The 20,529-nt window shown below is 56.5% G+C and carries 17 protein-coding genes and 1 pseudogene; 8 read left to right on the top strand and 10 right to left on the bottom strand.

Annotated features, from left to right (window positions below; translation table 11 throughout):
• Positions 1–383: 383 nt before the first annotated feature.
• A complete protein-coding gene (locus AACR93_RS00475; protein WP_043849345.1) occupies positions 384–1,649 on the top strand; it encodes a RidA family protein in 1,266 nt (421 codons plus the stop codon).
• A 101-nt stretch (positions 1,650–1,750) separates the two neighbouring features.
• Here the strand turns inward: AACR93_RS00475 and AACR93_RS00470 are convergent, their stop codons facing one another.
• Both AACR93_RS00470 and tkt read right to left on the bottom strand, forming a co-directional pair.
• The gene (locus tag AACR93_RS00470; protein ID WP_043849344.1) at positions 1,751–2,662 is read right to left on the bottom strand and encodes an AbiTii domain-containing protein; all 912 of its coding nucleotides are present in this window, start codon (positions 2,660–2,662) and stop codon (positions 1,751–1,753) included.
• Between the two features lie 154 nt (positions 2,663–2,816).
• Positions 2,817–4,808, bottom strand: coding sequence for a transketolase (gene tkt, locus AACR93_RS00465; RefSeq protein WP_043849343.1), 1,992 nt, complete (start codon positions 4,806–4,808; stop codon positions 2,817–2,819).
• Between the two features lie 350 nt (positions 4,809–5,158).
• On the opposite strand from tkt, the gene metK reads away from it, so the two are divergent.
• From metK to gshB, 5 genes are all read left to right on the top strand, one after another.
• Complete coding sequence (metK, locus tag AACR93_RS00460) at positions 5,159–6,310, top strand: methionine adenosyltransferase (protein WP_042030287.1); 1,152 nt, start codon at positions 5,159–5,161, stop codon at positions 6,308–6,310.
• Between the two features lie 68 nt (positions 6,311–6,378).
• Complete coding sequence (locus tag AACR93_RS00455) at positions 6,379–6,918, top strand: SprT family zinc-dependent metalloprotease (protein WP_043849341.1); 540 nt, start codon at positions 6,379–6,381, stop codon at positions 6,916–6,918.
• 73 nt (positions 6,919–6,991) lie between these two features.
• Complete coding sequence (locus AACR93_RS00450; RefSeq protein ID WP_043849340.1) at positions 6,992–7,696, top strand: endonuclease; 705 nt, start codon at positions 6,992–6,994, stop codon at positions 7,694–7,696.
• Positions 7,697–7,823: 127 nt separating this feature from the next.
• Complete coding sequence (gene rsmE, locus AACR93_RS00445) at positions 7,824–8,555, top strand: 16S rRNA (uracil(1498)-N(3))-methyltransferase (RefSeq protein ID WP_043849339.1); 732 nt, start codon at positions 7,824–7,826, stop codon at positions 8,553–8,555.
• Positions 8,556–8,669: 114 nt separating this feature from the next.
• A complete protein-coding gene (gene gshB, locus AACR93_RS00440) occupies positions 8,670–9,623 on the top strand; it encodes a glutathione synthase (RefSeq protein ID WP_040098063.1) in 954 nt (317 codons plus the stop codon).
• Positions 9,624–9,731: 108 nt separating this feature from the next.
• Here gshB and AACR93_RS00435 read toward each other — a convergent pair whose 3' ends face one another.
• Positions 9,732–11,357: a methyl-accepting chemotaxis protein gene (locus tag AACR93_RS00435; protein WP_043849338.1), complete on the bottom strand. Its 1,626-nt coding sequence runs from the start codon at positions 11,355–11,357 to the stop codon at positions 9,732–9,734.
• A gap of 118 nt (positions 11,358–11,475) precedes the next feature.
• Here AACR93_RS00435 and AACR93_RS00430 point away from each other — a divergent pair, with 118 nt between their 5' ends.
• Positions 11,476–12,030 (top strand): YqgE/AlgH family protein, encoded by a 555-nt coding sequence (locus AACR93_RS00430; RefSeq protein ID WP_043849418.1) that lies wholly within the window; start codon positions 11,476–11,478, stop codon positions 12,028–12,030.
• A gap of 37 nt (positions 12,031–12,067) precedes the next feature.
• Positions 12,068–12,490, top strand: coding sequence for a Holliday junction resolvase RuvX (gene ruvX, locus AACR93_RS00425; RefSeq protein WP_033116074.1), 423 nt, complete (start codon positions 12,068–12,070; stop codon positions 12,488–12,490).
• A 56-nt stretch (positions 12,491–12,546) separates the two neighbouring features.
• Here the strand turns inward: ruvX and dtpB are convergent, their stop codons facing one another.
• The 7 genes and pseudogenes from dtpB to ampC form a co-directional block, all read right to left on the bottom strand.
• Positions 12,547–14,052 carry a dipeptide/tripeptide permease DtpB gene (gene dtpB, locus AACR93_RS00420; protein WP_043849337.1) on the bottom strand — a complete coding sequence of 502 codons (1,506 nt, stop codon included), beginning with the start codon at positions 14,050–14,052 and terminating at the stop codon, positions 12,547–12,549.
• Between the two features lie 481 nt (positions 14,053–14,533).
• A pseudogene (gene yidZ, locus AACR93_RS00415) lies at positions 14,534–15,499 on the bottom strand (HTH-type transcriptional regulator YidZ).
• A gap of 224 nt (positions 15,500–15,723) precedes the next feature.
• Positions 15,724–15,921: a hypothetical protein gene (locus tag AACR93_RS00410; RefSeq protein WP_156152831.1), complete on the bottom strand. Its 198-nt coding sequence runs from the start codon at positions 15,919–15,921 to the stop codon at positions 15,724–15,726.
• Between the two features lie 27 nt (positions 15,922–15,948).
• Complete coding sequence (locus tag AACR93_RS00405) at positions 15,949–16,299, bottom strand: Bor/Iss family lipoprotein (RefSeq protein WP_133164099.1); 351 nt, start codon at positions 16,297–16,299, stop codon at positions 15,949–15,951.
• 415 nt (positions 16,300–16,714) lie between these two features.
• Positions 16,715–17,686 (bottom strand): HTH-type transcriptional regulator YidZ, encoded by a 972-nt coding sequence (yidZ, locus tag AACR93_RS00400; protein WP_043849336.1) that lies wholly within the window; start codon positions 17,684–17,686, stop codon positions 16,715–16,717.
• An 18-nt stretch (positions 17,687–17,704) separates the two neighbouring features.
• Positions 17,705–18,877 (bottom strand): MdtL family multidrug efflux MFS transporter, encoded by a 1,173-nt coding sequence (locus tag AACR93_RS00395; protein WP_043849335.1) that lies wholly within the window; start codon positions 18,875–18,877, stop codon positions 17,705–17,707.
• Between the two features lie 294 nt (positions 18,878–19,171).
• The gene (gene ampC, locus AACR93_RS00390; protein WP_043849334.1) at positions 19,172–20,320 is read right to left on the bottom strand and encodes an FOX/MOX family class C beta-lactamase; all 1,149 of its coding nucleotides are present in this window, start codon (positions 20,318–20,320) and stop codon (positions 19,172–19,174) included.
• Positions 20,321–20,529: the final 209 nt, after the last annotated feature.

The raw sequence follows: 20,529 nt of genomic DNA, 5'->3' as shown, positions 1-20,529 counted from the left end.
CAAGAAATGAATGCGCTGCCAGCAAGCCTGAATAATTTGCAATTATCCTGAGTGCCAGCCACCCCTATTTCTGGCGCCAATACCGTTGGCGCTGGCCTTGCGCTGCGGGCTGCTAAAAATGGCTGCCAGATGCTTCTTATCATCCCTGAATTGATCCGCACCGGAGATATATTTCAGGGCGTTGAGCCATCTCATAGAAACGCGATCCCGGTTTGCATCGCTATTTTGCGGTTCATAGAATCGCGCTTGTCTGAACCCTCTCTCCCTCTGGTGCCGCAATGGTTGCCGGGCGCGCTATATCGCCGCGCTCTGCCCACATTTTTTGTCGCTGGCGGGAGGAACCCCTGACCCCAATAACGATGATTACAACGAGGTGTATCCCAATGAGTGGCACTATTATCAAATCGGCCCGCAATACCCCCAATGCTCCGCAGCATATCGGCCCCTATACCCAGAGCGTGGCCTTCTCCCACTACAACAATATCTCCGCCCAGCTGCCGGTCGACCCGAAAAGCGGTGCCCTGGTCGAGGGTGATATCAAGGCGCAGGCCAGACAGTGCCTCACCAATATCAAGGCCATCGTCGAGAGCATCGACCATGTGATGGACGACGTGGTGAAAGTGACCCTCTTCCTGCAAGAGATGGCCGACCTCGAGGCGGTCAACGAGGTCTATCGCGAGTTCTTCCCGCGCAACCTGCCGACCCGTACCGTGCTGGCCGTGGCGGGTCTGCCGCTGCATGCCAAAGTGCAGATGGATGCGCTCATCTCCAATGGCGAAGGCACCTTCCCGCAGGCACCCTGCCCGCTGGTGAAGCTCGCCCGCAACAGCGCCCGTGCGCCGCAGGACCCGCTCTCCACCCAGACCGTCGCCTTCTCCCACTACAACAACATCGGCGCCCAGCTGCCGGTTGAGCCCGCATCCGGCGCCCTGATTGGCGGCGGTATTCGCGAGCAGGCGGCCCAGTGTCTGCACAACATCAAGGCGGTGCTGGAGGGGAGCGACGTGCCCTTCGACGATATCGTCAAGGTGACCGTCTATCTGACCAATCTGGCCGATCTGGATGCCGTCAACGAGGTCTACACCACCTTCTTCCCCGACTCCGCCATTGCCCGCGCCGCCGCCTATATGCCGGCCCGCAGCGTGATTGCCGCCTCCGCCCTGCCCATGGGAGCGCTGGTGCAGATGGATGCGGTCATCTCCCACGGTGACGGCACCCCGCCACAACTGGTGGAAGACAGACACAATCTGGTGATCCGCCCGCGCAATACCGACAAGGCACCACGCAGCCCGCTGCACACCCAGACCGTCGCCTTCTCCCACTACAACCATATCGCCGGTCAGCTGCCGGTTGATCTGGCCACCGGCAAGATCCTGACCGGTTGCGTGCGGGAGCAGACCGCCCAGTGCCTCAGCCATATCAAGACGATTGTGGAGAGCATCGGCCATGTGATGGACGATATCGTCAAGGTCAATATCCAGCTCGCCAATATCGCGGATCTGGCCGAGGTGGATGCCATCTATACCAAATACTTCCCGGCCTACCTGCCGGCCCGCACCGTGATCGCGGTGCGCGAGCTGCCCGCAGGCGCACGAATCCAGATGGATGCAGTGATGTCCAATGCGGAAAGCACCCCGCCGCAGGTATAAAGGTTGAGTTGAATAATAAAAGACACCGGTTTAGGCCGGTGTCTTTTTGTACCGACTCCTATGCTTGGAAAAGATAAATACATATGAAATATATTTCAAAATCACCAACCATAATATTTATTGAGAAGCTCTGAGATAATGTTGCCGGCGACACCTAAATTTATCTGCCAAGCTCCATCAGCAGCCTTACCTACCATTTTTTTAAACCATGACTTAACTTCAGGACCATATTCCTTATTTTCTATATCAACATGCCCCTTATCTGATTCAAGTGCGACCTTTAACTCATGTATATCATCTTCAGAAACTCCATGCCTCTGCAGCTCCTTTTCTAAGGCTGAGATGTTGTTAAAAACCTTAGAATTAACCACATGTTGAGTATTTTGTTTACCAACAAGAATTGTTGTATTGTCTCCGAATATTGCATTATTAAACATTGATGCAGGGTCTACTTCACTAGCTTTGCTTTTTACTTGCTCATCAGTCATATCATCACCAAACTCATTATTTAATTCTAGGAGAAAGTCTAACAATCTAGAACGAACCTCTGTCAGAGTTTGAACCACACCTGAAATAGGTATTTCACACCAAGCTTTTTGGATACGGTAATTATTTGCCAGCCCCTTATTAAGAATTGGAATCCATTCCATTTGTAGAGGTCGCTCTAAAAATTGAGAGTCAGATTTTACAAATTCTTCTAACACAGCTAAAGAATGCATTAACTCTGAATTTTCCAATGAACTTCGTAATTCTGCATCTAAATGTGACAACGGTATTGGATGACGATTGGCCTGATATGCCATATTAGACGCATTGACTAAAACCTCCGATGATAGAATACGATAAGGAGGTAACTCTTCGACATTTTGATAGCCATTCAGCTCATTATTGACCCATGTAACTAAGTCTTTTTGACCTAGCCGATATAAAAGCACTTTTGTTTTTATAAAAGCATTTGTTAAATTTGGTTTTTCAGCACTAAGGATATCTATTATTTCATTTATTAATTTCATCGCTGGCACCATACAATAAAATTTATATACAATTATTTGAGAGCTTTAATTTATACTTACTCATTAATTTATTCCATAAAAAATGCCCCCCATCTTACGATGGAGGGCGTTTTATTTTCCGGCTATTGGGCCAAGCTGGCCCAATCTTCAGGAATTACAGGGACTCAGCGGTCGCAACCACGTTTTCCACGGTAAAGCCGAATTCCTTGAACAGCAGCTCGGCCGGTGCGGACTCACCGAAGGTGGTCATACCGATGATCTTGCCGCCGAAACCGACGTACTTGTACCAGTAGTCAGCGATACCCGCTTCGATGGCTATACGCTTGGTGACGGAGGCCGGCAGGACAGACTCTTTGTACTCGGCAGACTGGGCGTCGAATACGTCGGTAGACGGCAGAGAGACCACGCGCACGGCACGGCCCTTGGCAGTCAGCTGCTCATAGGCGGCAACGGCCAGTTCCACTTCGGAACCGGTGGCGATCAGGATCAGCTCCGGAGTACCAGCACAATCCTTCAGCACGTAGCCACCCTTGGCGGTGTCGGCCAGCTGCTTGGCAGTACGATCCATCTGGGCCAGGTTCTGACGAGAGAAGATCAGAGAGGTCGGGCCGTCGGTACGCTCGATGGCGTGTTTCCAGGCGATGGCAGATTCAACCTGGTCACACGGACGCCAGGTGCTCATGTTCGGAGTCAGACGCAGGGAGGCAATCTGCTCAACCGGCTGGTGAGTCGGGCCATCTTCACCCAGACCGATGGAGTCGTGGGTGTAAACGAAGATGGAACGCTGCTTCATCAGAGCGGCCATGCGCAGGGCGTTGCGGGCATACTCCATGAACATCAGGAAGGTGGCGCCGTAGGGGATGAAACCACCGTGCAGGGCGATACCGTTCATGATGGCGGACATGCCGAACTCGCGGACACCGTAGTGGATGTAGTTGCCGGAGGCATCGTCGTTGGTCAGGGACTTGGAACCGGACCACATGGTCAGGTTGGACGGAGCCAGGTCAGCGGAGCCACCCATGAATTCCGGCAGCAGCTTGCCGAACGCTTCCAGTGCGTTTTGGGACGCTTTACGGGTTGCGATCTTGGCCGGGTTGGCTTGCAGGGTTTCGATGATCTTGGCGGATTCAGCAGCCCAGTTGGCCGGCAGTTCGCCAGCAGTACGGCGCTTGAATTCGGCAGCCAGAGTCGGGTGAGCAGCTTCATAGGCAGCGAACTTGGCAGCCCAGTCGGCTTCCAGTTTGGCGCCCTTCTCCTGACCGTTCCACTCGGCAGCGATGTCGGCCGGGATAACGAACGGAGCGTGGTCCCACTTCAGGAAGGCGCGAGCAGCGGCGATCTCGTCGTTGCCCAGCGGTGAACCGTGGCAGTCGTGAGAACCGGATTTGTTCGGAGAACCGTAACCGATGATGGTGCGGCAGCAGATCAGGGTCGGCTTGCCGGTCTCGGCCTTGGCGGCTTCGATGGCAGCGTTGATCGCTTCCGGGTTGTGGCCGTCAACAGCCGGGATAACGTGCCAGCCGTAAGCTTCGAAGCGCTTGACGGTATCGTCGGTGAACCAGCCTTCAACGTGGCCGTCGATGGAGATGCCGTTGTCATCCCAGAACGCGATCAGTTTGCCCAGTTGCAGGGTACCGGCCAGAGAGCAAGCCTCGTGGGAGATACCTTCCATCAGGCAGCCGTCGCCCATGAAGGCGTAGGTGTAGTGGTCAACGATGTCGTGACCCGGCTTATTGAACTGGTCAGCCATGGCCTTCTCGGCGATCGCCATACCAACGGCGTTGGTGATGCCCTGACCCAGCGGGCCAGTGGTGGTTTCAACGCCCGGCGCGTAACCGTACTCCGGGTGACCCGGGGTGCGAGAGTGCAGCTGGCGGAAGTTTTTCAGATCGTCGATGGAGAGGTCATAACCGGAGAGGTGCAGCAGGGAGTACAGCAGCATGGAGCCGTGGCCGTTGGAGAGGATGAAACGGTCGCGGTCGGCCCACTTGGGGTTGTTCGGGTTATGTCTGAGGTGGCTGCGCCACAATACTTCGGCGATATCCGCCATTCCCATGGGGGCGCCCGGGTGACCGGAGTTGGCTTTTTGAACGGCATCCATACTCAATGCGCGAACGGCATTGGCAAGCTCTTTACGAGAAGGCATCTGTATCTCCTGCGATTGCTTCATTTGATGGCCAAGATGTAAGGCGCGTTATTGTCCCAGCAGGGCGCGCGGCGTGCAAATGTTATCTGGACGAATAAAGCCGCTTTGGGAGGACAATCGCTTTTCTTGGCAGCGTTTGACCAGACAGAACAGCAGCAAACGTTTGATTTCCATCCCCTTGGGGATAGTAAGGAGCCAATAGTGGCCTTCTTGCGACACAGCGACAAAATAGTGCTGGCAATCGGGGGGGGTGCTAACTAAAATAGACGTCCAGATGTAGATACCTCTACACCGTCCTATTCATCCGGTTATTGCCGTGGCGATAACCCAGACAAGCTGAGATTAAAATCATGGCAAAGCTGTTTACTTCCGAGTCGGTCTCCGAAGGCCATCCCGACAAGATTGCGGACCAGATCTCCGATGCGGTGCTGGACGCCATCCTCAAGCAAGATACCAAGGCACGCGTTGCCTGTGAGACCCTGGTCAAGACCGGTATGGTCATGGTGGCCGGTGAAGTAACCACCTCTGCCTGGGTAGACATCGAGCAGATCGTGCGCGATACCGTGCGTGACATCGGCTACACCCACTCCGACATGGGCTTCGATGCCGACTCCTGCGCCGTGCTGAACGCAATCGGCAAGCAGTCCCCGGACATCAACCAGGGCGTTGACCGCAGCGATCCGCTGGAGCAGGGCGCTGGCGACCAGGGCCTGATGTTTGGCTACGCCACCAACGAAACCGACGTGCTGATGCCGGCCCCCATCACCTACTCTCACCTGCTGGTGAAGCGTCAGGCTGAAGTGCGCAAGAACGGCACCCTGCCGTGGCTGCGTCCGGATGCCAAGAGCCAGCTGACCTTCGCCTACGACGACGCAGGCAAGATCATCGGTGTCGATGCCGTGGTTCTCTCTACCCAGCACGCCGAATCCATCAGCCACAAAGATCTGGTTGAAGCGGTACGCGAAGAGATCATCAAGCCGGTGCTGCCGGCCGAGTGGGTCAACAAGGACACCAAATACTTCATCAACCCGACCGGTCGTTTCGTTATTGGCGGCCCGATGGGTGACTGCGGTCTGACCGGTCGCAAGATCATCGTCGACACCTACGGCGGCATGGCCCGTCACGGTGGTGGCGCCTTCTCCGGTAAGGATCCGTCCAAGGTTGACCGTTCTGCTGCCTACGCCGCCCGCTACGTTGCCAAAAACATCGTTGCCGCCGGTCTGGCCGATCGCTGTGAAATCCAGATCTCCTACGCCATCGGCGTGGCCGAGCCGACCTCCATCAGCGTGGAAACCTTCGGCACTGCCAAGGTGGCCGAAGATCTGCTGGTCAAGCTGGTACGCGAGCACTTCGAACTGCGCCCGTACGGCCTGATCCAGATGCTGGATCTGAAGCGCCCGATCTACCAGGCTACCGCTGCCTACGGTCACTTCGGTCGCAACGAGTTCCCGTGGGAGCAGACCGACAAGGCCGAACTGCTGCGCTCTGCTGCTGGCCTGTAAGGTTCACGGTTGTGATAAAAGGGGAGCCTGGCTCCCCTTTTGCTTATCTGCCATTTGACGAGAACCCGATGTCTGCCACCTCTATCCGCCTCGATCCCGCCCTGCACCAGCAGCTGCTCGCGCGCGTCGACGCCTGCTTTGCGCAGGCCGAGGCCCGCCTTGGCCGCACCTTCCCCCGCCCGCAAGTCCATTGCAACATGCGCGGTCGGGCGGCGGGATCGGCGCGGCTGCAAACCTGGGAGCTGCGCTTCAATCCCGCCCTCTGTCAGGCCAACCAACAGGCGTTTCTGGCCGAGGTGGTGCCCCACGAGGTGGCTCATCTGCTGGTCTATGCACTGTGGGGGGAAGGTCGCGGCAAAAACAGGGTCTTACCCCACGGCAAGCAGTGGCAGTCGGTGATGCGGGAGGTGTTCGGCCTTGAGCCCAGAACCACCCACAGCTTCGATCTGGCGGTTCTGGCCCAGTGCACCATCCCCTATCGCTGCCTCTGTCAGCAGCATCAGCTGTCGGTACGCCGCCACAACAAGGTGGTGCGCGGCGAAGCCCGCTATCGCTGCCGCCGCTGCAAGCAGCCGCTGGAGCGGGAACGTCCGGAGCACCAACAGTAAGCCAGCCGGTGTCGCGCTCTTGTGGTAGGGTGCCCGCCATCGTTCGTCAATCATCCCGTTTGCAAGGAATCCCATGCGTTTCATCTCCTCCCTCGCCCTGACCCTGCTGGCCGGTTTGCCGCTGCTCAGCGCGCCTCTGCACGCCCAGACCTTTCGCGAAGCCAAGCAGGATCTGGTCAAGCTCTACCGCAGCCAGCCAGACGCGACCACCTTCTACTGCGGCTGTGACATCAACTATCAGGGCAAAAAGATGAGCCCGGATCTCGCCAGTTGCGGGTACGAGCCACGCAAGCAGCCCAAACGCGCCGCCCGCATCGAGTGGGAGCACGTGGTGCCCGCCTGGGAGTTTGGCCACCAGCTGCAGTGCTGGCAGGATGGCGGGCGCAAGAACTGCGAGAAGGTGAGCCCGGAGTTCAACAAGATGGAGGGGGACATGCACAACCTCTTCCCCGCCATCGGTGAGGTGAACGGCGATCGCGCCAACTTCCGCTTCTCCGACTGGAACGGCAAGCCGGATCAGTACGGCCAGTGCCAGATGCTGGTGGATTTCAAGGAGCGCCGGGTGCAGCCGCCCAAGGGGCCGGTACGGGGCCAGATTGCCCGCGCCTACCTCTACATGAGCGAGCAGTATGGGCTGCGTCTGGCAGCGCAACAGCGTAAACTGTTCGAAGCTTGGGATCGCCAGTACCCGGCAGAGGGCTGGGAGTGCGAGCGCAACCGCCGCATCGGCAAGCTGCAGGGCAATACCAATCCCTTTATTGAAAAGCAGTGCCAATAACCCCATTTGACCAGGGAGGGGAGAGCCCCCTCCTATCATGAAACTCTTTCCTTCTGCCGCGTGAGCCTTGCTCGCCGCCTCGTAGCAGGATATGAAGGGTTTCCAAGCAAGAGACTAACAAGCAGCCATGCGCATTCCACGTATCTATGAACCGGCCACCCTGCAAGTTGGCCAGACCATCGCCCTGTCGGAAGACGGCGCCAACCATATCGGCCGGGTACTGCGCATGCAGCCGGGCCAGCAGCTCGAGCTGTTCAACGGCGATGGCAATCAATATCCCGCCACCATCGCCAGCGTCGGCAAAAAGTCGGTGGAGGTGACCATCGACAGCTGCGACGTCCAATCGGTAGAGTCACCACTGGCCATCCACCTCGGTCAGGTGATCAGCCGTGGCGACAAGATGGACTTCACCATCCAGAAATCGGTGGAGCTGGGCGTCACCTGTATCACCCCGCTCTTCTCCGAGCGCTGCGGCGTCAAGCTGCCAGCCGATCGACTGGAGAAGAAGCGCGAGCAGTGGCAGAAGGTGGTGATCAGCGCCTGCGAACAGTGCGGCCGCAACGTGGTGCCCATCGTTCGTATGCCGATGGAGCTGGATGCCTGGCTGGCGGAAGAGACCAAAGAGCTTAAGCTCAACCTGCACCCGCGCGCCGAGTACAGCATCAACACCCTGCCCGTTCCCGAACATGGGGTGCGCCTGCTGATTGGCCCGGAAGGGGGATTGTCGAGCGACGAGATCGCCCGTACCGTGCAGGAAAATTTCAAAGAGATGCTGCTGGGGCCGCGGGTGCTGCGCACCGAAACCGCCGCCCTGACGGCGATTACTGCGCTGCAGTGCCGCTTTGGCGATCTCGCTTGAGACTATCGGTCGCATCAATCAGCCCCATGGCTGCATCGACGCAGCCGCAAGCGGCCGATTACGCTGCGCTAATCGACCCTACAACCCTATCGAGCCATTAAGAAGGAACAGCGGATGACCATTAAACTCGGCATCGTGATGGACCCCATCTCGGCCATCAACATCAAGAAAGATTCCAGCTTTGCCATGCTCGAAGAGGCGCAAAAGCGCGGCTATGAGCTCTTCTATCTGGAGATGAAGGATCTCTACATGGAAGCCGGTCGAGCCTTTGGCACCATGCGCCCGCTCACAGTCAAATATGACTATGCCGACTGGTACACCCTGGGCGAGGTGGTCGATCAGCCCCTCTCCAACCTCGATGTGATCCTGATGCGCAAGGATCCGCCGTTCGACACCGAATTTATCTACGCCACCTACATGCTGGAGCGGGCCGAGGATGAGGGTTGCCTCATCGTCAACAAGCCGCAGAGCCTGCGCGACGCCAACGAGAAGCTCTACACCGCCTGGTTTGCCGAGCACACCCCGACCACACTGGTGACCCGCCGCGCCGACAAGCTGCGCGCCTTCCACGCGAAGCACAAAGACGTGATCCTCAAACCGCTGGACGGCATGGGCGGCGCCTCCATCTTCCGCATGAAGGAGGATGACGCCAACGTCGGCGTGATTATCGAGACCCTGACCGCCCACGGCAGCCAGTACTGCATGGCGCAGACCTATCTGCCCGCCATCAAGGATGGCGACAAGCGGGTGCTGGTGGTGGACGGTGAACCGGTTCCATACTGTCTGGCCCGCATTCCGGCGCAAGGCGAAACCCGTGGCAATCTGGCGGCCGGTGGCCGTGGTGAAGCGCGTCCCCTGAGCGAAGCCGACTGGGCCATCGCTCGTGCAGTGGGCCCGACGTTGAAAGAGAAGGGGCTTATCTTCGTCGGCCTCGACATCATCGGCGACCGCCTGACCGAAATTAACGTCACCAGCCCGACCTGCATTCGCGAGATTGAAGCGGCCTTCGACGTGCACATTACCGGCATGCTGATGGATGCCATCGAGCGCCGACTGGCCAAGGCCTGAGACAGCCACAGTTAAATTGCTGCTCGATGTAGTGAGCGAGTGTTAATGCAAAGAGGCGGCCCCGGGGCCGCCTCTTCTATTTCATGCCTTGCGCGTTGGTATGAAGGCTTAACAGCGGAACTGCCCTACCTTCAGCTTGAGATCGCTCGATAGCTGCTCCAGCTCGTGACAACTTTGGTTCATCTCGGAGGCGGCCGCCGTCGACTCGGTCGCAATCTGGGCGATATTGACTACGTTGCGGGTGATATCCTCGGCCACCTTGCTCTGCTCCTCGGCGGCGGTGGCGATATGGGCATTGAGCTCGTTGATCATCTCCACCGAGGTGACGATCTCGCCGAGCGCCTTGCCACAGGCAAGCACGGTGCGGTTGGACTCCTCGACCTGCTCCAGCCCGTGCATCATGCTGTTGGCGGCCTCGCTCGCCCCCTGCTGCAGCTTGACGATGGTCTTGCCAATCTCTTCGGTCGAGCGCTGGGTACGCTGGGAGAGTGTACGCACCTCATCCGCCACCACCGCAAAACCGCGCCCCTGATCCCCGGCCCGCGCCGCTTCGATGGCGGCATTGAGCGCCAGCAGGTTGGTCTGCTCGGCAATGCCGCGAATGGCATCCATCACGCTGCTGATATCGCGGCTATCGTCGGCCAGCTGGGTGATCATCGCCGCCGTGGTCTGGATATGGGAAGAGAGGGAAGACATGTGCTGGATAGCATCTTCCACCACCTCATGGCCGTGGCGGGCACTCTGGTCGGCTACTCTGGCCGCATCGGCCGCCCCGGACGAGCTGTTGGCTACCTCGGCCACCGTCGCACTCATCTGGTTCATGGCCGTCGCGCTCTGATCGGTCTCGGCCTGCTGCTGGGCGAAGCGCTGGCGGCTTTCTACGCCGATATGGGCAAGGCGGGCCGACTCTCTGGCCAGATGCTCTGCCATCTCGTTGATCTGGTTCAGCAGGTTGCGAAAATGGCGGATCACGTCATTAAGAGAACTGGCCAGCGACCCCATCTCGTCCTTGCGCAGCACAGGAGCCTGTTGGCTCAAATCAAGATCGGTCTGCATACCACGCAGCACCTGACTCATGGCCGCCAGCGGCTGACTCACGCTGCGGCCGGTCCACATACCGAAGAAGAGCACGCAACCGCCCCCGATCAGAAACAGCAGGAGAAAGAGCTGGAATAGGCGATCCTTGAGCTGGGTCAGCTCGGTCATGCTCTGTTCGGCAGCGGTCAGCTGATACTGCACCAGACCGCTGACCGCATCGCTGAGGGGGTCGATGGCACCATAGAGGGGCATGATCCGGGCACCAAGATGCGCGCGTACCTCGTCCGACCCGCCATCAAGCACCTGCAGCACGGCGGCAATCTGCTGATCAGCCGCAGCGAAGAGCATCTGAACCCGATCCGCCTCCTGCGTCTCCCCCTGATCCATCGCCATGTTGCGGTAATTCTGCCAGCTCTGGGTCACATCGTGCTGAGCCTGTATGATGGCCGCTTTCGCCTTCTCCGGCGTAAAACCGCCCACATTGGCCTTGTTGGTGGCATCAATCACGTTGACGGCGTAGAGATCGGCAATGTGCTTGAGCTCCTTCAGTTGCACCACCTCCCCCTGATACATGGCGTTCATGCCTGCCATCAGCTGGGACATCGCCTGGGTTGCCCCCACCAGCAAGGCCAACAGTGCCAGCAGAGGCACCACGCAACCCAGAATCAACTTCTGCCTGATTGAAATCCCTTCCATGGTTTTCTCTCCCTACCCGAATAAATGGCGGGCCGGCACGCCTTCGATAAAAAGCGGTTTTGCCCACAGAGTCGAGCTGCCATAATTGCCGCAAATACCTTTGCAATATCTGGCCCATATGCAAACACTGCAAAATCACTTTCTTCTTGCCATGCCAAGCCTCTCGGACCCCTACTTCGAGCGTTCGCTGGTCTACTTGTGCGAACACAACGAAGAGGGCGCCATGGGGCTGGTCGTCAACATCCCGGTCGACATGTCCGTTGAGGCCATGCTGACCCAGCTCAAGCTCACGCCCCCGACCGTTGCGGAACTCAAGCAGCCGGTGGTGCAAGGGGGGCCGGTGCACGCCGATCGTGGCTTTGTACTGCACAGCTTCCGCCCCGGTTTCGGCTCAACGATGCAGGTGGGGGACGAAATGATGGTGACCACTTCAAAGGATATACTGGAAACCCTGGGTACGAGTGAGGCTCCCGATCATTGGCTGGTGGCGCTTGGTTACGCTGGCTGGAGTGCCGGACAGCTGGAACAGGAGCTGGTTGATGGCGCCTGGCTGGTGATCCCGCCCAATCCTGACCTTATCTTCAAAACCCCTATCCACAAGCGGTGGCAGCAAGCTGCCGCCAGCATCGGGGTTAATCCGATCCATCTCTCCAGCGACGTCGGCCACAGCTGAGCCGCTGGCGAACCCCGTTTTATTTCGAGGATTTTTCATGTCATCACGCAGCATCATGGGCTTTGACTACGGCACCAAGAGCATTGGCGTTGCCATCGGCCAGGAGCTGACCGGCACTGCCCGTCCCTTGCGCGCCCTCAAGGCCAATGACGGCATCCCCAACTGGGACGAAATCGAGAAGCTGCTCAAGGAGTGGCAACCGGATCTGCTCATTGTCGGCCTGCCCCTGAACATGGATGGCACCGATCAGGAGATCACGGTTCGTGCCCGCAAGTTCGGCAACCGCCTGCACGGTCGCTTCGGCAAACCGGTCGAGTTCAAGGATGAGCGGCTCACCACCACGGACGCCCGTGCCCGCCTCTTCGAACAGGGTGGATATCGCGCGCTGGAGAAGGGCAGCGTGGACGGCGTATCGGCACAGCTGATCGTCGAAGCCTGGATGGAAGAGCAGTACAACTAAACTATCAACAACAAGGCAGGGGCTGTGCCCCTGCCTTGTTTGCATCTATCTCCCCGTCACACCAGTGACTGCGGCGCCAGCAACCCCTCTTCCTCCTGCGGTGCGGCATTCATCATCCGGTTCAGCCAAGGCACCATCAGGCCCATCACCACAGCGATAATCAGGGTCGCTATCCCAATCTTGCCAAACACGCCGGTGTAAATGGGCAAAGTCAGCAGCGGATCCGTGACCCCTTGCGGTACAGCGGTGAAGGTAGCGACATAACCCCCGAGCAGCGATGCCATCGCCTGGGTCAGGAACCACATCCCGAGGATAAAGCCCATCAGGCGTTGTGGCACCAGTGCAGCCACCATGGCCAGACCCAGCGCACTGATCATCAGCTCGCCGATGCTCTGGAACAGGTAAATAAGCACCATAAACCAGGGCGAGGTGAGCCCCTGCTCATCGGCAAACCACCAGCCGGAAGCTGCGGCAGTCAGAAAACCGAGCGAGCAGAAGAACATCCCGAGGGTAAATTTGAGCGGCATGGTGAGATCCCGCCCCTTGCTGCCCATCCGGGTATAGATCACCGCCAGCACCGGGCTACCCACTACCACCCAGAAGGGGTTGAGCGCCTGGAAGCTGACCGGGTTGACGCTCATGCCCAGCATCTCATGATGCATGTTGTTGATGGCAAAGAAGTTCAGTGAAGTCGGCATCTGGGCGTACAGCACATAGAAGAGCACCGCCTCCAGCATCAGCACGAAGGCCACATACATCTTGTTGCGACCCATGGTGTCGAGCTTGAACGCCTCGCGGAAAAAGACAATTACCACGGCGATAGTCACCGTCATCAGCACCATGTTGGCGATCACCACGTGGTGCATCAACCAGGCACAGAAGAAGACCATAACCACCGAGCCAGCCAATACCATCAGCAACTTGCCGTAGTTGAGGGGCAGATGATCCGGCTCGGAGCCAATGTCTTTCACCATATTGCGGCAGGCAAAGAAGGTGAGCAGCGCAATCACCAGCCCGACACCGCAGAGGTTGTAGGTGACGGTATAGCCGTAGTGATCGGCGATGACCGGAGCCAGCGACAGGGAGATAAGCGAGCCGATATTGATCGACATGTAGAAGAGGGTAAAAGCACCATCCAATCGCGGATCTTTCGGGGCATAACATTTGGAGAGCAGACTGGCCGGGTTGGCCTTGAACAGGCAGTTGCCGACCGCGATGGTACCGAGCGCATAGAAAATCAGGTCAGGATTGTAAATCGACATGCCGGTCATGAAATAGCCGATAACCAGTACAACCGCCCCCAGCACCATGGTGCGCTTGGTCCCGAGAATATGGTCGCCAACATAACCACCGATCGATATAAGACCATACACCAGCGCCGAGAAAGCGCCGAAGGTGATAAACGACTGCTCCTGGGAAAAACCCAGTTGCTGTACAAAGAAAACTGCCAGGATCCCCTGCACGCCGTAATAACCGAAGCGCTCCCAGAGTTCGACAAAAAATATCATGAAGAAGGGTTTGGGCTGTTGTAACAACCCGGTTGGTGCTGTTGCTGGACGCATAGTAACCTGCCTTGATAGCTGCTTATTGTTATTAATCTGATGGCGGTGAGCCCATGAAATGAAATACCTGCCAAGCCACCCGACTGCGACCTTGCCCTGTGCCGGCAAGCCGCCGCTCGATATCTGGCAACAGATGTTTCATTCGTCATCTTCAAGGTGATAAGTGGGGCAAGAAGCGACACTGATACACCGCAAAGGGGGCGAGCAGAAATAAGGGGGCACGCCCCGTTATTTCAAGGTGAGGCATGTTATGTCACTGGCAATCAACTGACTTAATGGTTGATCACACTTTAAAATCCAACTTTCATGATGTTTTCTAATGAAACCGGATTACAAATTCTCTTGCAAAGAGTGTCACTCGAGACGTGATTTATCTTCAATTCTGTGTATTGAACGACAGCAAATGGCTCTCTGCACAGCCATCACAGACTCAGAACAACTGGCAGGTACAAAAAAGCCGGCGCAGATCCGCCGGCTGAATTCAGGTAGCCCCCCGGGCTGGCGCTCGCTGATAGAGCCGCCTTATCTCCTGCAGTAACCACCTAACCTTTGAGTCCTGATTATGCCGCTTGTGCCAAAGCAGAATAAAAGTGAGTTCCAGCTTGCTGTAGAGGCGCTCGGGCAGAGGTAGCGGCAAGGTAACGAGATTGGGATGATATTTGGCTGCAAACGCGGTGCAGTAGGAGGGTGCAACCGCAATAAGCTCCTGCTGCGACTGGGCTGCCATATACAGCGCCTGCTCGAAGCTGGATACCATCACGGATACATTTCGCTTGAGCCCTTCATCCTCCAGCAACATATCCAGACTCCATGTCTCTTTGACCTCCAGCACCACGCTGCAATGGGAACAGGCCAAAAAGTTCTCCAGCGACCACAGTTGCCGAAGCAGCGGATGATCTCTGCGCAGGAAGACTACGGGCCTGTCGCAAAAGAGCTCTTCATGATCGATGTAGTAGGGAAGATTACCCAGTTTGAGCAGAGAGCGGTCGTAACTTTCGCGCACACAGACACCCAGATCTGCGTCGCCATTGACAAGGTCGCCAAGGGAGTGGCGATTTCATGCCAGCATCTTGACTATCGAGTTGGGGTACTTTTCATGAATTTTGATGGGCAAGTCACTGAGTAGATAGAAAGGGGATTGCACCATCAGACTGAAGCGAGCCCCATCGGGGATAGCATCACGATTAAGCGAGGCGATCACCCCGGTAAGCTGGAACCAGAGTTCCAGCTCATCCCCCAACGTCAAGGCAAGATTGGTAGGTTGCAACCCCCTGCGCCCTCTCACAAAAAGCGGATCGGCAAACCACTCCCGCAACTTGGCCAATCCCTTGCTCACCGTGGAAGGCGTAACATTGAGCAGCTTGGCCGCACCGGCCACACTGCGCTCAGCCAGCAGGTATTTGAAAAGCACCAGCAGATTCAAATCAAGATCTTTGAGCGCACGCATATCTCTTCTCGTCAGGCATTAGCCATAGCTGCCTTGATACAATAGCGGCCCGTCATAACGCTTGCCATCGCAGCGTAATGACGGGCCGATAGAATAGCTTGCCGTTGAACCTCAACAGCAAGAGACTAATTCCCGTACTGCCATCAACCTGATTTGTGACGACTCAAACTTTGCCTAGCTCTTTGGCACCACAAAGAAGAGACCTTCCAGATTCGGGAAACCAATCACCAGCATCTCTGTCCCCCCGTCATTTTAAAATGATTGCGATATAAGAAACCACACCATCCATCTATATTAGCCAATTGCTCTGGAGTATTTTTGTTTTTTATTTTTACTACAACGACTTTATATTCATTACAACTACAAATATAAAAATCTCCTACACCAAGCACAACCGACAATATAATATTCTGTTTTAACACCCTCGGTATCCTCTCTTTGTCATCTTGTCATCCTGCGCAATCAATTCTTGTCGTACGAGGCGCATACAGGCCTGCGCTCAAACTGCCAAACACAGAGTCCCAAAATCCCCGTTTTGTCTCTATCTGCACGACATTTTCAACACCATGACAAATAGCTGCCGCATCAATTTTGTCATTTAGACCGAAGTCGACATCAGAAAAGAAGAAATGGCTGGTAATCTCTTCTGAATGGATAATCGCACCTTTATTAAGTGCAATAGTCTGTGAGCCATCAGAGTGAACAGTATTCTTGGCACAGCCACAGAGTAATACGGTCAATAAACTGGTAACCGTTATAGTTTTGCAATTAATCATATAAACAACCTTTTTCAGTTCCACTCACCAACTACATCGAACCTTTACTGCTATAACCAAGGGGTCAAATAGAGCTTCTCTGGTATAAATAAAAGTCGTAATGATTTATTTTATGAGAGTTCAAATACTAATGGACGCCCCCTGAATAAACATCCAGATGTAAAACAGGGCAATAATGTCAAACAAGTCAATATTATTAACATTGTAATTACTGCGTAGCCTCTGGCATACACAGAAAACAATATTTTCAGTGCAATGCAGAGGCGTTTATTATAAGTGGCAGTATCTAACAGAGGGAGGTATAGAGTCTATAGCAAAACAGGAAGTCAGAACGTTCCATTACGGAATCAGTGTTAAGAGAATGTATCAATATAAATACATTTTTATCAGTATCAGCTATTCAGCGCGCATAAAAAAACCGGAGCAAACGCTCCGGTTTTTATCCATTCGATTGTTCCGACTCGCGATTGTAGAGCCGCCTTATCTCGTTGCGCAGCCACATTACCTTGGCATCCTGATTGTGCCGCTTGTGCCAGAGCAGGATAAAAGCGATCTCCAGCTGCTGATAGAGTTTCTCCGGCAGTGGCAACGGCATGGCAATGAGGTTGGCATGGTGCCTGGCTGCATACCCCCCGCAGTAGGAGGGCGCCACAGCGATAAGCTCGTGACTTGACTGGGCAGCAATATGCAGTGCCTGCTCGAAGCTGGAGACCATGATGGGCACCTCCCGCTTCAGCCCCTCTTCCTCCAGCAGACTGTCGAGGGCCCAGGTATCGTTCGCTTCCCACACCATGCTGACCTGGGGACAAGCCAGAAAATTCTCCAGCGACCACTTCTGCTGCAGCAGGGGGTGATCCTTGCGCAGAAAAGCGACTGGCCGATCGCTGAACAGCACTTCGTGATCGATGTAATAGGGCAGCCGGTTGACCTTGGCCCGGGAGCGGGAATAGGTCTCCCGGGCACAGAAACCGAGATCGGCATCGCCATTGACGATGTCGTTGAGCGAGTGATGATCCCAACCCAGCATCCTGACCACCGAGTTGGGGTACTTTTCGTAGATGGTCATCGGCAGATCACTCAGGAAACTGATGTAGAAGGGGGACTCCATCACCAGACTGAAGCGGGCGCCATCAGGGATCGCCTCGCTATTGAGCGAGGTGATGCTGTCGGTCAGCTGATACCAGACCTTGAGCTCCTCTTCCAGCGTCAGGGAGAGATTGGTCGGCTGCAACCCCTGTCGTACCCGGACAAAGAGGGGATCGTCAAACCACTCCCGCAGCTTGGCCAACGCCTTGCTGACCGCCGACGGGGTGACGCAGAGCCTCTTGGCAGCACCGGCGACACTGCGCTCCTGCATCAGATACTTGAAGACAATCAGCAGGTTCAGATCGAGCTCAACCAACGTACGCATATCCCTCCTCATTCCCGTTTATCCCCGCGATTGCGCTTCGCGAACAGCAAGCCATGGTACCAGCCCTTTCACTCCCAGGTAACTGAGCAGCGTCAGCAGCAGGGAGCAGAAAAGCATAGCCAGCGGGGAAAAGCCCAACTGCCCCGTCAGCCAAATATAGAGACCGGACAGGCTGATCTGCATGACGCAGAGCACCGCACTGGCGAAGGCCACATTGTGCTGGCAGCCATCCAGCGCTTTCCCCATGGCCACCCCGAAGCCGCAGGAGAAGCCGACACAGACCAGTGCAAAGCCGGCCAGCAGCAGTGCGACATCATTGCCCCGCAACCAGCTACCCAGCAGCAGGCATGCCGCCAGCAGGTAGGCAAGATGGGAGAGCGCCAGCACTCGCTGTTTACCCAGCCAGCGCAACAGCAGAGGCGTCAGGAAGGAGGTCGACATGCTCACTCCCGCCATCACCATCATGACGACGGAGTACTGCTCGGGGGAGAACCCATACTCCTGCATCAGGATCAGGGGAGAGACACTGACGTAGACCAGAATGGCAGTCACGCTGGTGCTGGTCAGCAGCGAAATCAGCATAAAGCGCGGGGAGCGCAACAAGGCAAAAGGCAAACTGCCGGCACTCTCCTGCCTGTTTGTCGGCCGGGTCTCCCTGAGCAGCAGGAAGTTGATCAGACCGGTCAATGCCGCCACCAGAGCCATCGTGACGAAGATCCCCTGCCATTGAAAACGGGAGAGGATGAGGTAGCCCAACACCGGCGCCAGTACCGGAATGACGCAGATAACCCCGTTGATCATGGAGAGTGCCATCGCCAGCCGCTCTTCGCTCAGCACATCCCGTAACACGGTAAAAGTCATGATATAGAGTGCCCCCGCCCCGACCCCCTGCCAGAATCGCCCCAGATAAAACTGGGTGACATCGGTTGAATGGGCTGCCACCAGCGAGGCGGCAAGAAATATGATGGCACCACCCAGCACCACGGGACGACGCCCATAACGATCGGCAATCATGCCTCCCAACAGGACAGTGGCTGCCATGCCAAAGAGATAGATGGAGAAGGCGGTGTGGATCTGCGCCTCATTGGCCTGCAGGCTCTCGGCAATCCGGGGGACGGCGACCAGATAGAGATCGATGCCGACCGGATAGAGGATGATCATCAGGAAGGCGCACAGCAGAAAAGTTCTCATGGAGGCTCCGTAACAGAAATCTGTCCCCTGTTCTGCCAAAAGCGCGGCAAACAGCAGGCAAGCAAGTGACTATGCGGAGCACTATAGGGGGGGCCTACCACCACACCTAGTGAAGAGATGGCGATCGATACATTCCAAAATGGAAATATTGTTTCTGACAATGTGCGATTAAGGCAACTGAATGGACAAGCCGCCGGGCAGTAGAGAACTATGAGCTGAGTAAAAATAAACGCGATAAAAAGTGCGCCGGGCAATCCCGGCGCACTTGCTTACGGTAAAACGCTATCCCCGTGATCAGTCGGCCAGCTTGCTCAAAATGGCGTAAGCCGCCTTGACCCGGGCATCATTGGGATAGTTGCGGTTGGCCAGCATGACGATGCCAATCCCCTTGGCCGGGACAAAGGCAACATAGGCACCAAAGCCGTTGGTCGAGCCGGTCTTGTTGTAGAGTCGCGCCCCCCCCGTCTCTTGGGACGCGGCAACAGGTTTGACCGGGTTGGCATTGTAAATCACCGCCGAGGAGTTGCCCGCCAGCAGCGTCTGCTCGCTGACGGGATAGGCGTAACTCTCCCAGCCCAGTCCCTGGGTCATCTCGCCTACCGAGTAGCGCCCTTGGTGGGTCAGGGAGATGGCCTGCTGCAACGCCTTGTCATCAACCCCGCTGATATTGGCCTTCACGAAGGCGAGCAGATCCGCCGAGCTGGTCTTGATGCCGTAGGCCTCGTCGGCCAGCATGCCGGGATTGACCCTGATGGGCTTGTCCTCTTTCGAATAGCCATAGGCGTAGTCCCCCATGGCCTGCTTCGGCACCTCGAGATAGGTGTGGTGCATACCCAGCCCAGGCAGCAAGGTCTGCCCCATCAAGCGGGCAAATGGCTGCTGCAGGCTGCTCGCCGCCAGATAGCCGAACAGACCGATGCTGGGGTTGGAGTACTGGCGATGGCTGCCCGGCTGATAGGCCGGCGTCCACTGGCGATAGTAAGCCTGCATCTGCTCGACCGATTCCACCTCATCGGGGAACTGCAGGGGCAAGCCGCCTGCGCTGTAGGTGGCGAGCTCGGCCATGGTGATGCCATCAAAGGCGGAGCCCTTGAGCCAGGGCGCGTGCCGGCTCACCTTGTCATCGATCTTGAAGCCCCCCTTGACCACGGCGTAGGCGCCGAGGGTGGAGGTATAGGTCTTGCTGACCGAACCAATCTCGAACAGGGTCTGCTCGCTGACGCGCTGACCGCTCTCCCGGTTGGCAACGCCATAGTTGAAGTAGTGGGCCTTGCCATCTTTCAGTACGGCAACCGCCATTCCCGGGATCCGGTACTCCTTGAGCACGGGTTGAATGGTGCCGTCCACGATGGTAGCGAGCGGAACATCCTGCGCGGCAGAAGCGAATGAAGAGATCAGCAGGGAACCCAGCGTCAGCAGCGAGAGAGTTTTTGGTTGTTTCATGACATCTGTCTTGTGGTGAGTTGAGAAGTGCATCATAAGGACGCTTGGTGAGCTGAGCGTGAACAACTGTGAAGTCGGTGTGAAGTCATTGAAAAAACGGGTCATTTCAATGGTTTTACGGCGTACTGAGCCCGCCCTGATCGACTGGCGTATAAGCTGTAGGTGCCAAAACAGAGAAGCAAGATACGGGCAAACCGAAAGCGGGAGGA

Source organism: Aeromonas sp. L_1B5_3 (assembly GCF_963866575.1).
In the GTDB taxonomy this organism is placed as follows: domain Bacteria; phylum Pseudomonadota; class Gammaproteobacteria; order Enterobacterales; family Aeromonadaceae; genus Aeromonas; species Aeromonas jandaei.
Note: the sequence above shows the minus strand (reverse complement) of the source record. Positions and strands in the feature narration are given on the sequence as shown.